The organism is Rhizobium sp. SEMIA4064 (genome assembly GCF_003025035.1).
GTDB lineage: Bacteria > Pseudomonadota > Alphaproteobacteria > Rhizobiales > Rhizobiaceae > Rhizobium > Rhizobium paranaense.
This window is the reverse complement of record NZ_PYJN01000018.1, coordinates 106,899-119,682: the sequence shown is the minus strand read 5'-3', so window position 1 is coordinate 119,682 and position 12,784 is coordinate 106,899. Positions and strand designations below refer to the sequence as shown.

The following is a 12,784-nucleotide window of genomic DNA, read 5'->3' as shown; positions in this document are numbered from 1 at the left end:
TCCATAACCACTCACTTTCCTTTGCTCCCCCGGTGAAACCTCCTATATCGCTGGGATGCTGATCCGTTCCGTCTATCGCCTGTTCGAAACCTGGATTGATCCCTACTACCGCACTGGCGATCTGCGTCCGCCGCGGTCGCTTTGGGCTTTCATCTGGTATTATGTCGGCCAGGCGAAGGGGCCGTTTTTGGCGATGGCGGCGCTCGGCGGCGCGGTGGCGGTGCTGGAGGCGGCGCTGTTCTGGTTTGTCGGGCATCTCGTCGACATCCTGGACAAGGTGCAGCCGGGCGCGGGCTGGGCAGGGTTGCTGTCAGGCCACGGTGGCGCGCTGCTCGGCATGGTTTTCGTCGTGCTGGTCGTCCGTTTCGTTGTGGTCAGTCTCGGGGCGCTGGTCGAGGAGCAGGTGGTTGTGCCCGGCTTTCTCAATCTCGTGCGCTGGCAGGCCTATGTACATGTCGCGCGCCAGTCGGTGAGCTTCTTCCAGAACGATTTCTCCGGCCGCATCGTCACCAAGGTCTGGTCGGCGGGGCAGTCGACGGGCGATCTCGTCGTGTCGCTGCTGCAGGTGGTCTGGTTCATCATCATCTATGCTGCCTCGACCATAGCGCTGGTCGGCGGGCTCGATTGGCGCCTTGCGCTGGTGATCGCGGTCTGGATCGGTATCTTTTCACTGCTCGCCCGCTATTTCGTGCCGCGCATCCGGCGCCATGCGCGCAACGCCGCCGAGGCGTCGTCGATGTTGAACGGCCGCATGGTCGACACCTATGCCAATATCCAGACGCTGAAACTTTTCGGCCGCGAGGAGCAGAACGACGATTATATCCGCAACGGCTTCGATCACTTCCAAGGCGCCGTCATGCCGTTCACGCGGCTTCTGACCGGCGTGCGCTCGTCGCTGGCGCTCCTGTCCGGGGTGATGATCACGACGATTGCGGCGCTCGCCATCCACCTCTGGCTCGCCGGCGAGATTTCCACCGGCGGCGTCGCCTTCACGCTCAGCATGGTACTGCGGCTCAATATGCTCTTCGGCCGCATGATGGCGCAGTTCAATGCGATCATGCGCAATCTCGGCACGATCCAGAATTCTGCTGAGATGATCTCCGAGCCGATCGGCCTGGTCGATCGTCCGGGCGCCAGAGACCTGCAGATTGTCCGTCCGGAAATCCGCTTCGAGCGCGTGAGCTTCCACTATGGTCGCGGCAGCGGCGTCATCGACGATTTTTCGTTGACGGTCCGTGCCGGCGAGAAGGTCGGCATTGTCGGTCGCTCCGGTGCCGGCAAGACGACGCTCGTCAATCTGCTGCTGCGTTTCTATGATCTCGAAGGCGGGCGCATCCTGATCGATGGCCAGGATATCGCCACGGTGCGGCAGGAGTCGCTGCGTGGAGAGGTTGGCATGGTGACGCAGGACACTGCGCTGCTCAATCGTTCCATTCGCGACAATATCCTCTTTGGCCGTCCGGAGGCGAGCGAGGAGCAGATGGCACAGGCGACCCGGCGGGCGGAGGCGGACCAGTTTATTGTGACGCTGGAGGATCAGAAGGGCCGCAAGGGCTATGCCGCCCATGTTGGCGAACGGGGGGTCAAATTATCCGGTGGCCAACGCCAGCGCATCGCGATTGCCCGCGTCATGTTGAAGGACGCGCCGATCCTGGTGCTGGATGAGGCGACGTCGGCGTTGGATTCCGAGGTCGAGGCGGCGCTACAGTCCAATCTGGAAGCATTGATGGAGGGCAAGACGGTGCTCGCGATCGCACATCGCCTATCGACCATCGCCAAGCTCGACCGGCTGATCGTCATCGACAAGGGCAGGATCATTGAAGAGGGCGCCCACGACGAACTGATTGCCCGGGGCGGTCTCTATTCAGAACTATGGGCGCGTCAGTCCGGCGGCTTCATAGCAGCCGAAGCCGAGTAGTTCCCGCACAAGCTTGCGCAAAATCAAAGCGTTATTTCGAAACGCTGAATTCCGTCATCAGCCCGAAATGGTTCGATCCCATGGCATCGGGTATCTGCTGTACGGATTTCAGCCGCAGCGGGGCGCGCGCGAAAACATGATCGATGGAGATGCCATAGCCGCCGGCTATGATCGGCCAGGTGGCGGGTTCAGGGAAGGCGTGGCGTAGACTGGTGTCATTGAGGAAGGCCCGCATATCGGGTGCAATGACCGAGGCGTTGAAATCGCCGGCAAGGATCAGCGGCCCCTGAACATCCTTTAGGATCGGACCGAGGATATCCAACTCTATTTCATGAAACTCGTCGAAATAGGGTTTACTGAGATGAGCGGAGGCAAAGTTGACCGGCTGACCGTCCATATCGATGGTCGCCAGCACAAAACGATTGTCCCAGAGGCTGCCGAGACTGCGCATTACCTGCGTCTGGAACGGCCGTTTCGACAGCAGTAGGGAATCGCAATCGGTGGTCATGATGCCGCAGCCGATATAGTTGGGATAGACTTTGGTTATCCGCTTCAGTTCCGATTGGATCGGGCCGGCCTCGAAGATTTCCACGACATCGGCTTTCGAGTTGACGATGAGATCAGCGATCCGTGCGCCGTTTTCGAAGTTACTGTCTTCAATATTGAAAGAGAGTAGGGTGAAGCTCTTGCTCTCATCGGCGACTGCCGGCGGGTTCATCGGAGGCGAGGCGGCGTATTCGCGCAGCATCACGACGGAATGGACGGTAAGCCCGGCACCGACAGCCAGCAGGAAAACCGCATACCAATGCCGCTTGAAGAGAAGGGCGAGCAGGGCAAGCGCGATGCCGAAAAGGCTGATGTGGGTCTGCAGGCTTTCAAAGAAGGCGAGCAGCCAGAGATCGGTTACATAACGCGCCGCAAGGATGGCCAGCGCCAATGTGGCAAGGACGCATAGAACGCAGTAGATCGTGTGTCTCATAGTCATGTCCTCAGCCGTATTCGTCGGTGGCTTTGAGAGCGGCGGCGGCATCATAAAGGCACACAAGTCACTGCTTAAATCCACTCGGATTTAAGGAGTAGGAAGTAAGACTTAGCATCAATCAATCGTCAGGATGCGGTCGACTATGTTGCAATGCAGCATTGAAATCGCCGTTTCTTTCGCGGTGCATTGCGAAAAACTATTATGCATATCTGATGATATTTCATGTGCTTACGCCTGCTTAAGCGATGGCGTGGATTCTAAGTCCGGCGCTTGCGGCTAAATAGTGCAGTTTTCCCGCGACATTGTGCCCCCACCCCTTGCCAAGACTGGACATAATTTGCGATCAAGCTTAGAACGCGGCGGGTTACGGAGGAATCTATGGCGGAATTATGGTCGCGTTGATTCGTCGTTAGTGAGGGGGTACCGCAGCGCCTAGCTGCGGGTTTTGCGGAAGAGGATGGTCCGGCATTGAGCGAGCATACTACGACAGGTGAAACCACGGGCGAGCCGACTCGCCGAGATTTCCTTTATCTGACGACGGGCATGGCTGGCGCAGTAGGCGCCGTCGCGGTCGCCTGGCCGTTTATCGACCAGATGCGGCCGGATGCCTCGGCGCTCGCTCTTGCTTCCATCGAAGTCGACGTCTCGAGCCTGGAACCCGGCATGTCGATGACGGTGAAATGGCGCGGCAAGCCGGTCTTCATCCGCAATCGCACGCAGAAGGAAATCGACGATGCGAAGGGTGCGCAGATCTCTGATCTGAAGGACCCGGTTGCCCGCAATGCCAATCTCCCGGCCGATGCGCAAGCCACCGATGTGGCCCGTTCGGCCGGTGATGGGAAGGAGAACTGGCTTGTCATGGTCGGCGTCTGCACGCATCTCGGCTGTATACCGCTCGGTCAGGCGGGAGAATATGGTGGCTGGTTCTGTCCCTGCCACGGTTCGGTCTATGATACCGCCGGTCGCATCCGCCATGGGCCTGCGCCCCAGAACCTCGCCATTCCAGTATATGCGTTCACCGCAGAAAAAAAGATCAAGGTCGGTTGAGGGGGAACTGAATCATGAGTGGTCATTCGTCTTACGAGCCATCTACGGGGCTCGAAAAATGGGTCGACGCGCGGCTGCCGCTGCCGCGTATGGTCTATGACAGTTTCATCGCCTATCCGGTCCCGCGCAATCTGAACTATGCCTATACGTTCGGCGCCATGCTGGCCGTGATGCTGGTCCTGCAGATCCTGACCGGCGTCGTTCTCGCCATGCATTATGCGGCCGATACGACGATCGCCTTCAACTCGGTCGAAAAGATCGTCCGCGACGTCAATCACGGCTGGCTGCTGCGCTACATGCACGCCAACGGCGCCTCCTTCTTCTTCGTGGCGGTCTATCTGCACATCGCCCGCGGTCTTTATTACGGCTCCTACAAGGCGCCGCGCGAAATCCTCTGGATCCTCGGCGTGATCATCTATCTCCTGATGATGGCGACGGCCTTCATGGGCTATGTTCTGCCCTGGGGTCAGATGTCGTTTTGGGGGGCGACCGTCATCACCGGCTTCTTCTCGGCCTTCCCCTGGGTCGGCGATTGGATCCAGACCTTCCTGCTCGGCGGCTTTGCCGTCGACGACCCGACCCTCAACCGCTTCTTCTCGCTGCATTACCTGCTGCCGTTCATGATCGCCGGCGTCGTCGTCCTGCACATCTGGGCGCTGCATGTCACCGGCCAGACGAACCCGACCGGCGTCGAGGTCAAGTCGAAGACCGATACCGTGGCCTTCACGCCCTATGCGACGCTGAAGGATGCGCTCGGCGTCTCCATCTTCCTGCTGGTGTTTGCCTATTTCGTCTTCTATCTGCCGAACTTCCTCGGCCATGCCGACAACTACATTCCGGCCAACCCACTGAAGACGCCGGCCCACATCGTTCCGGAATGGTACTTCCTGCCGTTCTACGCGATGCTGCGTTCGATCACCTTCAACATCGGCCCGATCGATTCCAAGCTCGGCGGCGTTCTGACGATGTTCGGTGCGATCATCGTATTGTTCTTCCTGCCCTGGCTCGACACCTCGAAGATCCGTTCGGCGGTTTATCGTCCGTGGTACAAGCTGTTCTTCTGGCTGTTCGTCGCCGATGCCATCCTGCTCGGCTGGCTCGGCTCGCAGCCGGCGGAAGGCGTCTACACCACGGCTGCGCAGTTTGCGACGCTGTTCTACTTCCTGTTCTTCCTCGTCGCCATGCCGGTTCTCGGCCTGGTGGAAACCCCGAGACGCATTCCGAATTCGATTACGGAGGCGGTTCTTGAAAAGCAGAGTGGCAAGACAGCCGCTCCGGTTGAAGCATAACCGGCGACGATAGAGGAAGAGAACATGAAAAAGCTTGTTGCCGGCCTTCTGTCGATCGCCCTCATCGGTGGCTTTGCGACGGTTGCAGCCGTTGCCGCGGAGACCAAGCCTGCCGCCGAAGCGGCGACGCCGCATTATCCGCTGAAGGAGCCGAGGGAGCAGCACTGGACCTTCTCCGGTCCCTTCGGCTACTACGACAAGGCGCAGCTTCAGCGCGGCCTGAAGGTCTATACGGAAGTCTGCTCCGCCTGTCATTCGATGAAGCTGGTGCCGTTCCGCACGCTGGAAGAGCTCGGCTATTCGGAAGCGCAGGTCAAAACCTTCGCGGCGAATTACGAGGTGCAGGACGGCCCGAACGCCCAGGGTGAGATGTTCACCCGCAAGGCGGTTCCGTCCGACCACTTCCCGCCGCCATTCCCGAATGACGAAGCGGCGGCCGCCTCGAACAATGGTGCGGTGCCGCCGGACATGTCGCTGCTTGCCAAGGCGCGTGAGGTCGAACGCGGTTTCCCGCAGTTCATCTTCGATATCTTCACGCAGTATCAGGAAGGCGGCCCGGATTATATCTACTCGCTGCTGACCGGCTATGAAGAGCCGCCGGCCGGCTTCCAGGTGCCGCAGAACTCGCACTACAATCCGTATTTCGATGCGGCGGCGAGCTTTGCCATGCCGAAGCCACTCTCCGACGGCCAGGTCACCTATGACGACGGCTCGCCGCAGACGGTCGACCAATATGCGCGCGACGTTGCCTCCTTCCTGATGTGGGCCTCGGAGCCGCATCTCGAAGACCGCAAGCAACTCGGCTTCATGGTCATCATCTTCCTGCTGATCTTCTCGGCGCTGATCTACCTCACCAAGCGTTCGGTCTATGCCAAGGCCGGCGCCCACTAAGCGCCTCAGCCATGCAATCAGCGAAAGGCGGCCTTCAGGGTCGCCTTTTTTGTTGGTATCGAGCACGCCGTCTTGATAGTGTGCGCCGCGCCCAATCATAGCCTGAGAGCACATATTTACATGGACACTATCGCTTCGGAGCTTGCCGCCAGCATCCGCTCCATTCCGGATTATCCAAAACCCGGCATCATCTTCCGTGACATCACCACGATGCTCGGCAATGCCAAGGCATTTCGCCGTGCAGTCGACGCGCTGGTGCAGCCCTACGCCGGCACCAAGATCGACAAGGTCGCCGGCATGGAGGCACGCGGTTTCATTCTGGGCGGCGCGGTGGCGCATCAGTTGTCGGCCGGCTTCGTGCCGATCCGCAAGAAGGGCAAGCTGCCGCACGATATCGTGCGCATCGCCTATAGCCTGGAATATGGTGTCGATGAGATGGAGATGCATCGCGATGCGGTGAATCCCGGCGAGAAGGTGATCCTGGTCGACGACCTCATCGCTACCGGCGGCACCGCAGTGGGCGCCACCCAATTGCTGCGCCAGATCGGCGCCCAGGTCGTTGCCGCCTGCTTCGTCATCGACCTGCCGGATCTCGGTGGCCGCAAGAAGCTGGAAGCGCTCGATGTGCCGGTTCACACCCTGGTGGAATTCGCAGGGCATTGAAGAACAGCATGCCTTCACCTCCAAAAGGGGCGAAGGCTTTACTCGAATTCCAGCACGGTGCTTTCGAACCGCAACACTGCCGCGCCGTGCTGGTTGGCTCCATCGCAGAGGATGGTGTTGAGCGTCCAGCCGGGGCGTGACGCCAAGGGGCGGCTGGCAAGCAAGGTCACGCCGTAGGCGACGGTGTCGCCGGCAAAGACCGGGCGAAGCCATTGCAGCTTCTGGAACCCGGGAGAAGGGCCGAGATTTGGCGGTTTTTTGCCTTCGGCCTGGAGGCGCGCGGTTTCGCTTTTCCAATAGTCGACGAAGGTGCGCATCCAGACCGCGCAGGTATGCCAACCGGAGGCGCAGAGCCCACCGAACAATGTGTGTTTGGCCGCTTCCGCATCCATGTGGAAAATCTGCGGATCGAAGCGCGAGGCGAAACGGACGATATTTTCGGCGGTGAACGTATGGTTGCCGATCTCGGCGCGCGCACCGATCGGATAAAGCTCCGTCATCTTCATGCGGAAACCTCCATGGGTAAGCGCATGCGGATCATCGTCGCGTTTTCGCCGAGGCAAACGAGCTCGCCGCGTTGGTTTTCCACCTCATGACGGAATCGGACAATGCCGATGCCGGGGCGGGAACGCATGGCGCGGGATTCGAGCACGATCGACCGTCCCGAGAGCGTATCGCCTGCCAGAACCGGCTTCTTCCAGTCCATGAAGTCGATGCCCGGTGCGCCTTCGGCCTCGGTGTTCAGCAGATAACTGTCGGTCATCATGCGCATGAACATTGCCGAGGTGTGCCAGCCGGAGGCTGCGAGCCCGCCCAGGATGCTGGCGCGACCGGCAGCTTCGTCGAGATGCATCGGTTGCGGATCGAACTCGCGCGCAAACTCGACGATCTCTTCCGCGGTCACATGTTTCGGGCCGAGCGGAAACACTTGTTCGGGCTGAAAATCCTCATATGTCAATTTTGCCATATCCGTCACCAGTCTCTTCATTCCGTCCGTGCGCAATCGCATGCGAGGCGGCAATGGTGCAAGCATTTTCATGGCCGCTATGGGAAAAGAGGCGCGGCGAATGGTGTCGGCTGCCTCGCAGCCCTTGATTGTGTACCGGCGATATGATGAGGCTGGGCAACGATATCATCAGGCAGGAATGACATGAGCGATCTCAAGACCGCGCTGGAAGGCGCCGCCGGCGAGGGGATCATCTCCTCGGATCAGGCCACACGGCTTTTGCCTTATCTCGCCGAGCGAAATATCGGCGTCAAAGGGGCGACCATCAGGCACGATCTTTCGCAGCCTCGCGAGGACGACGTGGCGAACCCGCTGGAGGACAGCGAAGCGCCGCGTTTCATTCGTGGCTTCCATGACGTGCTAATCACCATCGGCATCATCGTCCTGCTTGTTGGCCTGTGGGGGCTCACCGGCTATTATGGTCCACTACCGGCCATCATCATCCTGGCCGAAATCCTGGTCCGCCGCCAACGTCTGGCGCTTCCCGCCGTCGTGTTGACGATCGCGTTGGTCCATTGGACCTTCTGGGTAGCCGTCATGCATTTCGGTACGCAAAATGCCGGCGGCCTGGGCCTCATGACCTCCTGGATGACGATTGCCTTGCCGTTCCCGCCGCTGCTTGCGCTCTTTTATTGGCGCTATCGCGTGCCCCTGTCACTGGCGATGCTGCTCTTCTCGCTGTTCACGCTATTGCTCGCCGCCGTTTTCTATCTGATCGGTCTTGCCACCGGCACATCGGATGTCGTGCTGAATTATCCGCTGCCGTCGCTCGGCATCATGTTTGCGGCCGCACTTGGGGCATTTGCCGTGGCGATGCGTTTCGATCTCAGCGATCCCAGCCGCAGGACGCGTCGCTCGGATGTGGCTTTCTGGCTGCATCTCGTCACGGCGCCGGCGCTGCTTTACACCGCGATCCTGCTGGCATTTCAGATTAGGGCCGGCAGCAGCGGCACATTTTTCGCTGCCACCGCCGAGTATGGCGGCTACGCGCAGGCGCTGATCATCGTCGCCATTGTGGTGATCATGATGCTGGTCGGTCTGATCATCGACAGACGTGCTTTCGTGACCGCAGGGCTGACGTCGCTAGGCGTCGCCATCGGGGCCATTCTCCGGCAGAACAATGCCGGGCTCGACAAGGTCAGCTTCATCGTGCTGATGATTGTCGGCCTGATCGTGCTGGTGATCGGTGTCGGCTGGCCACATCTGCGCCGCGCTGTCGTCCGGCTGCTGCCGGCATCCGTCCAGGGGAGGCTGCCGGCGCTCCGCTGAGGCCGGTAATCCTGTCTTACGTGTTGAAGCGGAAGTGGATGACGTCGCCGTCCTGGACGACGTATTCCTTGCCTTCGTCGCGCGCCTTGCCGGCTTCCTTGGCGCCCGTTTCACCGTTGAAGGCGATGTAGTCGTCATAGGCGATGGTGTTGGCGCGAATGAAGCCGCGTTCGAAGTCGGAATGGATGACGCCGGCGGCCTGCGGGGCCTTGGTGCCCCGTTCGATCGTCCAGGCGCGTGTTTCCTTCGGACCTACGGTGAAATAGGTAATGAGGTGCAGCAGCTTATAGCCGGCGCGGATCAGCCGGTCGAGGCCGGCTTCGTCTAGGCCGAGAGCGGAGAGGAATTCCTTGGATTCGTCTTCGGGGAGCTGCGCCACTTCCGCTTCGATGGCGGCGGAAATGATCACCACTTCGGAATTCTGTTCCTTCGCCATGGCGGCGACGGCGGCTGTGTGCTCGTTGCCGGTTGCGGCATCGGCCTCGGCGACGTTGCAGACATAGAGGACCGGGTGCGAGGTCAGAAGGTTCAAGCCCTTGAGGATGCGGATTTCCTCAGCGTCGAGCTTCGACAGCAGGGTGCGCACCGGCTTGCCTTCGTTCAGCAGTTGGAGCGAGGCATCCATGATCGGCAGCATCGCCATGGATTCCTTGTCCTTGCCGGTGGCGCGCTTGCGCGTCTGCTCGGTGCGGCGCTCCAGGCTTTCGAGGTCGGCGAGCATCAGCTCGGTCTCGATCGTCTCGGCGTCGGCGACCGGATTGATGCGGCCTTCGACGTGGGTGATGTCGCTGTCTTCGAAGCAGCGCAGCACATGAACGATGGCGTCGACTTCGCGGATATTGGCGAGGAACTGGTTGCCCAAGCCTTCGCCCTTCGACGCGCCGCGCACCAGACCGGCGATGTCGACGAAGGAGATACGCGTCGGGATCAGCTCTTTCGACTTGGCGACGTCGGCAAGCTTGCGCATGCGCGGATCGGGAACCGCCACTTCACCCGTGTTCGGCTCGATCGTGCAGAAGGGATAATTCGCCGCCTGCGCCGCCGCCGTTTTGGTGAGCGCATTGAAGAGAGTGGACTTGCCGACATTCGGCAATCCGACGATACCGCATTTGAAACCCATGGCACCTTGTCCATATCTTGAAAAACTTTGCTGTGCGTATGGGCGAAGGGCCGTTGCGGGTCAAGCCTTGCAGGGCGGATGCGCCGTTTTTCTGTAGAGAAGGGAAGCCGGAAGCGCCAGCGATAGGAGCTGTTCCTCACGATCGATTGATCTGCCGGTCCTACCGAAAACGTTGTTTTCCTTGAATGACTGGTTGCGGTGCAGTATAAATTTGCTATCAGCCACAAATCCTTTTTCCCTGTCATCAACGGTGAGCCCGATGAGTGACAATGATGTCGTCCTAAAACCGAAGACTAAGACGAAGCCGAAGCTCGATCGGCCGAAGCTTTACAAGATCATTCTCGTCAATGACGATTACACCCCGCGCGAATTCGTCATCATGGTGCTGAAGGCGGTCTTCCGTATGAGCGAGGAGACCGGTTATCGCGTCATGATGACCGCGCATAAGCTCGGCACCTGCGTTGTCATGGTCTGCGCCAGGGATATTGCCGAAACCAGGGCAAAGGAAGCGATCGATCTGGCGAAGAGCGCCGGTTTCCCGCTGATGTTCACCACGGAACCGGAAGAATAGGCTCGGGCAGAGCTATCAGCCTGCGGCAGGACGCCGGATCTGGAAACCGGTCTTGTCCTGCGTGAAGCCGCATTTGGCATAGAAGCGCAGCGTCGCCGGCTCCTTCGATCCTGTGAGCAGCATCACCTTATAGCAATTCTTCTCCCAGGCCGTTGCGATGGCCGTTTTGATCAGCGCCCGTGCGTGGCCACGCTGGCGATGGTCGGCATGGGTGACGACGTTTTCGATCAGCGCATAGGAAGCGCCACGACGCGTCAGGTTGGGGATGACGACCAGGGTGATGGAGGAAACCGCGAGGTTGCCTTCGAAGGCGACGAAGATCGTCATGCCCGGATGGGCTAAAATCGCCGCGAAGCGGTCCTCCGCAAAGCCCAAATCCATGTCGGGATCGTCGTGGTTGAGATGGCGGTAGAGAGCCAGCAGCGCTAGCAGGTCGCCGGTGGCGGCCGGACGGATTACAATGTCCGCGGCCCCGTCTCCTGCTGGCTCCGCCATTTCAATCGCCCTTCTTGCCGAACATTCTCTTCAGCATCTCGGCCATCGGGCCGCTCTCAGGCATCCGCGGCTGATTGTGACTGCGCGCCTGGTGGATGTGCGATTTGGCCACGGCCTTCTTTTCCGGCTTCGGCGCTTCTTCTTCCGCCTTGCCGCCGAGGGCCAGAGCGATCTTGTTCATGAGCTGCGAATCTTCGCCACGCACCAGCATGTCGGCATTGTCGGCGAGCGCGTCGAACAGCGGCTCCAGCCAGCTCCGGTCCGCCTTGGCGAAATCGCCGAGTACGTGATTGTGCACCAGCTCCTTGACGCCGGGATGACCGATGCCGAGACGCAGCCGCCGGTATTCGCGCCCGCAATGGGCGTCGATCGATTTGATGCCGTTATGGCCGCCATGGCCGCCGCCGGTCTTCAGCCGTGCCTTGCCGGCCACCAGATCGAGTTCGTCATAGATCACGACGAGATCGGAAGGCTCCAGCTTGTAGAAGCGCATGGCCTCGCCGACGGATTCACCCGAGAGATTCATGAAGGTCTGCGGCTTGATCAGCAGAACTTTCTGGCCCCCGAGTTCGCCTTCGGCAATCTCCGCCCTGAATTTCTTCGACCAGGGCGAAAAGCTGTGGCGGCGATGGATCGCGTCCACGGCCATGAAGCCGATATTGTGACGATTGCCCTGATATTTGGCGCCGGGATTGCCGAGACCCGCGATAAGAAGCATTGCGCTTCACCCCTTGGAAAATGCCGATGCCCTTCACGACAGCGAATTGGCGGCAAAGTCAAGGCAGCAACCGCGTCAGTTGCCGAGGTGCAGGCCGTACTTCAGGAATATCTGCTTCTGCGTGCCGTCGGCGATCAGCTTGTCCAGCGCGGCCTGCATCTTCTTCAGAAGATCGTTCGGGAAATCCTTGTGGCAGGCGATGCTCATCGGCTGTTCGGAGAGAACGGTGACCTTTTCAACGGCGTCTCCGTCCTGCTTCAGCTTGTCAAAATAGAATTCAGATATCGGCATCAGGTCGATACGGTCGCTCATAAGCTTTTTGAGTGTTGCCTTGAAGTCGGCGCCGATATCGATCCTTGCAAAATTGGCTTGCCGCAGCGTCGTCTCGGTATAATCGCCCCGCCATGTGCCGACGAGATACTTCCGCGCTTCGTCCAGCGTCGTGGCGGTGACGCTGGATCCGGTATGCTTGATCAGGACGTTGCGATCGACCAGCAGCGGCTCGACCCATTTGAACAGCTTGTCGCGCTCATTGTTGTGAGCGGCGACAAAGACGCAGGTCATCGGTGCCGTCAGTGCCTCATTATAGGCTCGCGCCCAGGGCAGCACCTCGATCGAATAGTCGACGCCGATGTCCGTCATTATCTTTTCCACCTGCTCGACAGTCGCGCCGACGGGAGTCTTGCCGTCGCGATAGTTGAAGGGCGGATATTCTTCCGTGGTAAAGTTGACGGTTGCGGCTTGCGCCCCGTGGAGGAGCGTGAGGGAGGACAGGCCGAAAAATACCAGGAGCAGCAGTTTTCGCATGTAGTTCC

At 59.9% G+C, this 12,784-nt stretch carries 14 protein-coding genes; 7 read left to right on the top strand and 7 right to left on the bottom strand.

Going from position 1 to position 12,784, the window contains the following annotated elements; all coding sequences use genetic code 11:
* Positions 1–55 precede the first annotated feature (55 nt).
* On the top strand, positions 56–1,918 hold the full coding sequence (locus tag C9E91_RS12820) for an ABC transporter ATP-binding protein (RefSeq protein WP_107108667.1): 1,863 nt from the start codon (positions 56–58) through the stop codon (positions 1,916–1,918).
* A gap of 31 nt (positions 1,919–1,949) precedes the next feature.
* On the opposite strand, the gene C9E91_RS12815 is transcribed toward C9E91_RS12820, so the two are convergent.
* Positions 1,950–2,897, bottom strand: a complete 948-nt coding sequence (locus C9E91_RS12815) for an endonuclease/exonuclease/phosphatase family protein (RefSeq protein ID WP_107108848.1) — start codon at positions 2,895–2,897, stop codon at positions 1,950–1,952.
* A 471-nt stretch (positions 2,898–3,368) separates the two neighbouring features.
* On the opposite strand from C9E91_RS12815, the gene petA reads away from it, so the two are divergent.
* The 4 genes from petA to C9E91_RS12795 all read left to right on the top strand — a co-directional run bounded on the left by petA (position 3,369) and on the right by C9E91_RS12795 (position 6,790).
* Positions 3,369–3,947, top strand: coding sequence for a ubiquinol-cytochrome c reductase iron-sulfur subunit (gene petA / locus C9E91_RS12810; protein WP_107108666.1), 579 nt, complete (start codon positions 3,369–3,371; stop codon positions 3,945–3,947).
* 14 nt (positions 3,948–3,961) lie between these two features.
* The gene (locus C9E91_RS12805; RefSeq protein ID WP_107108665.1) at positions 3,962–5,236 is read left to right on the top strand and encodes a cytochrome b; all 1,275 of its coding nucleotides are present in this window, start codon (positions 3,962–3,964) and stop codon (positions 5,234–5,236) included.
* A gap of 24 nt (positions 5,237–5,260) precedes the next feature.
* Positions 5,261–6,127: a cytochrome c1 gene (locus C9E91_RS12800; protein WP_107108664.1), complete on the top strand. Its 867-nt coding sequence runs from the start codon at positions 5,261–5,263 to the stop codon at positions 6,125–6,127.
* Between the two features lie 120 nt (positions 6,128–6,247).
* Positions 6,248–6,790 (top strand): adenine phosphoribosyltransferase, encoded by a 543-nt coding sequence (locus tag C9E91_RS12795; protein ID WP_107108663.1) that lies wholly within the window; start codon positions 6,248–6,250, stop codon positions 6,788–6,790.
* A gap of 38 nt (positions 6,791–6,828) precedes the next feature.
* Here C9E91_RS12795 and C9E91_RS12790 read toward each other — a convergent pair whose 3' ends face one another.
* Complete coding sequence (locus C9E91_RS12790) at positions 6,829–7,296, bottom strand: MaoC family dehydratase (RefSeq protein WP_107108662.1); 468 nt, start codon at positions 7,294–7,296, stop codon at positions 6,829–6,831.
* Positions 7,293–7,757 carry a MaoC family dehydratase gene (locus C9E91_RS12785; RefSeq protein WP_107108847.1) on the bottom strand — a complete coding sequence of 155 codons (465 nt, stop codon included), beginning with the start codon at positions 7,755–7,757 and terminating at the stop codon, positions 7,293–7,295. The genes C9E91_RS12790 and C9E91_RS12785 overlap by 4 nt, the downstream gene beginning before the upstream one ends.
* A gap of 183 nt (positions 7,758–7,940) precedes the next feature.
* Here C9E91_RS12785 and C9E91_RS12780 point away from each other — a divergent pair, with 183 nt between their 5' ends.
* A complete protein-coding gene (locus C9E91_RS12780) occupies positions 7,941–9,065 on the top strand; it encodes a hypothetical protein (RefSeq protein ID WP_107108661.1) in 1,125 nt (374 codons plus the stop codon).
* 16 nt (positions 9,066–9,081) lie between these two features.
* On the opposite strand, the gene ychF is transcribed toward C9E91_RS12780, so the two are convergent.
* On the bottom strand, positions 9,082–10,185 hold the full coding sequence (gene ychF / locus C9E91_RS12775) for a redox-regulated ATPase YchF (protein ID WP_107108660.1): 1,104 nt from the start codon (positions 10,183–10,185) through the stop codon (positions 9,082–9,084).
* 259 nt (positions 10,186–10,444) lie between these two features.
* On the opposite strand from ychF, the gene clpS reads away from it, so the two are divergent.
* Positions 10,445–10,756, top strand: coding sequence for an ATP-dependent Clp protease adapter ClpS (clpS, locus tag C9E91_RS12770; RefSeq protein ID WP_107108659.1), 312 nt, complete (start codon positions 10,445–10,447; stop codon positions 10,754–10,756).
* Positions 10,757–10,771: 15 nt separating this feature from the next.
* Here the strand turns inward: clpS and C9E91_RS12765 are convergent, their stop codons facing one another.
* The 3 genes from C9E91_RS12765 to C9E91_RS12755 all read right to left on the bottom strand — a co-directional run bounded on the left by C9E91_RS12765 (position 10,772) and on the right by C9E91_RS12755 (position 12,776).
* Entirely contained in the window at positions 10,772–11,251 is a 480-nt protein-coding gene (locus C9E91_RS12765) for a GNAT family N-acetyltransferase (protein WP_107108658.1), read from the bottom strand.
* A 1-nt stretch (position 11,252) separates the two neighbouring features.
* A complete protein-coding gene (gene pth / locus C9E91_RS12760) occupies positions 11,253–11,969 on the bottom strand; it encodes an aminoacyl-tRNA hydrolase (protein ID WP_107108657.1) in 717 nt (238 codons plus the stop codon).
* Between the two features lie 75 nt (positions 11,970–12,044).
* On the bottom strand, positions 12,045–12,776 hold the full coding sequence (locus C9E91_RS12755; protein ID WP_107108656.1) for a substrate-binding periplasmic protein: 732 nt from the start codon (positions 12,774–12,776) through the stop codon (positions 12,045–12,047).
* Positions 12,777–12,784 lie beyond the last annotated feature (8 nt).

Bases quoted from the DNA above. Each gene is read 5' to 3' on its own strand.
- C9E91_RS12820 (WP_107108667.1), top strand. From the start codon at position 56: ATGCTGATCCGTTCCGTCTATCGCCTGTTCGAAACCTGGATTGATCCC.
- C9E91_RS12805 (WP_107108665.1), top strand. From the start codon at position 3,962: ATGAGTGGTCATTCGTCTTACGAGCCATCTACGGGGCTCGAAAAATGG.
- clpS (WP_107108659.1), top strand. From the start codon at position 10,445: ATGAGTGACAATGATGTCGTCCTAAAACCGAAGACTAAGACGAAGCCG.
- C9E91_RS12800 (WP_107108664.1), top strand. From the start codon at position 5,261: ATGAAAAAGCTTGTTGCCGGCCTTCTGTCGATCGCCCTCATCGGTGGC.
- C9E91_RS12780 (WP_107108661.1), top strand. From the start codon at position 7,941: ATGAGCGATCTCAAGACCGCGCTGGAAGGCGCCGCCGGCGAGGGGATC.
- C9E91_RS12790 (WP_107108662.1), bottom strand. From the start codon at position 7,296: ATGAAGATGACGGAGCTTTATCCGATCGGTGCGCGCGCCGAGATCGGC.
- C9E91_RS12795 (WP_107108663.1), top strand. From the start codon at position 6,248: ATGGACACTATCGCTTCGGAGCTTGCCGCCAGCATCCGCTCCATTCCG.
- C9E91_RS12765 (WP_107108658.1), bottom strand. From the start codon at position 11,251: ATGGCGGAGCCAGCAGGAGACGGGGCCGCGGACATTGTAATCCGTCCG.
- pth (WP_107108657.1), bottom strand. From the start codon at position 11,969: ATGCTTCTTATCGCGGGTCTCGGCAATCCCGGCGCCAAATATCAGGGC.
- C9E91_RS12785 (WP_107108847.1), bottom strand. From the start codon at position 7,757: ATGGCAAAATTGACATATGAGGATTTTCAGCCCGAACAAGTGTTTCCG.
- C9E91_RS12755 (WP_107108656.1), bottom strand. From the start codon at position 12,776: ATGCGAAAACTGCTGCTCCTGGTATTTTTCGGCCTGTCCTCCCTCACG.
- C9E91_RS12815 (WP_107108848.1), bottom strand. From the start codon at position 2,897: ATGAGACACACGATCTACTGCGTTCTATGCGTCCTTGCCACATTGGCG.
- ychF (WP_107108660.1), bottom strand. From the start codon at position 10,185: ATGGGTTTCAAATGCGGTATCGTCGGATTGCCGAATGTCGGCAAGTCC.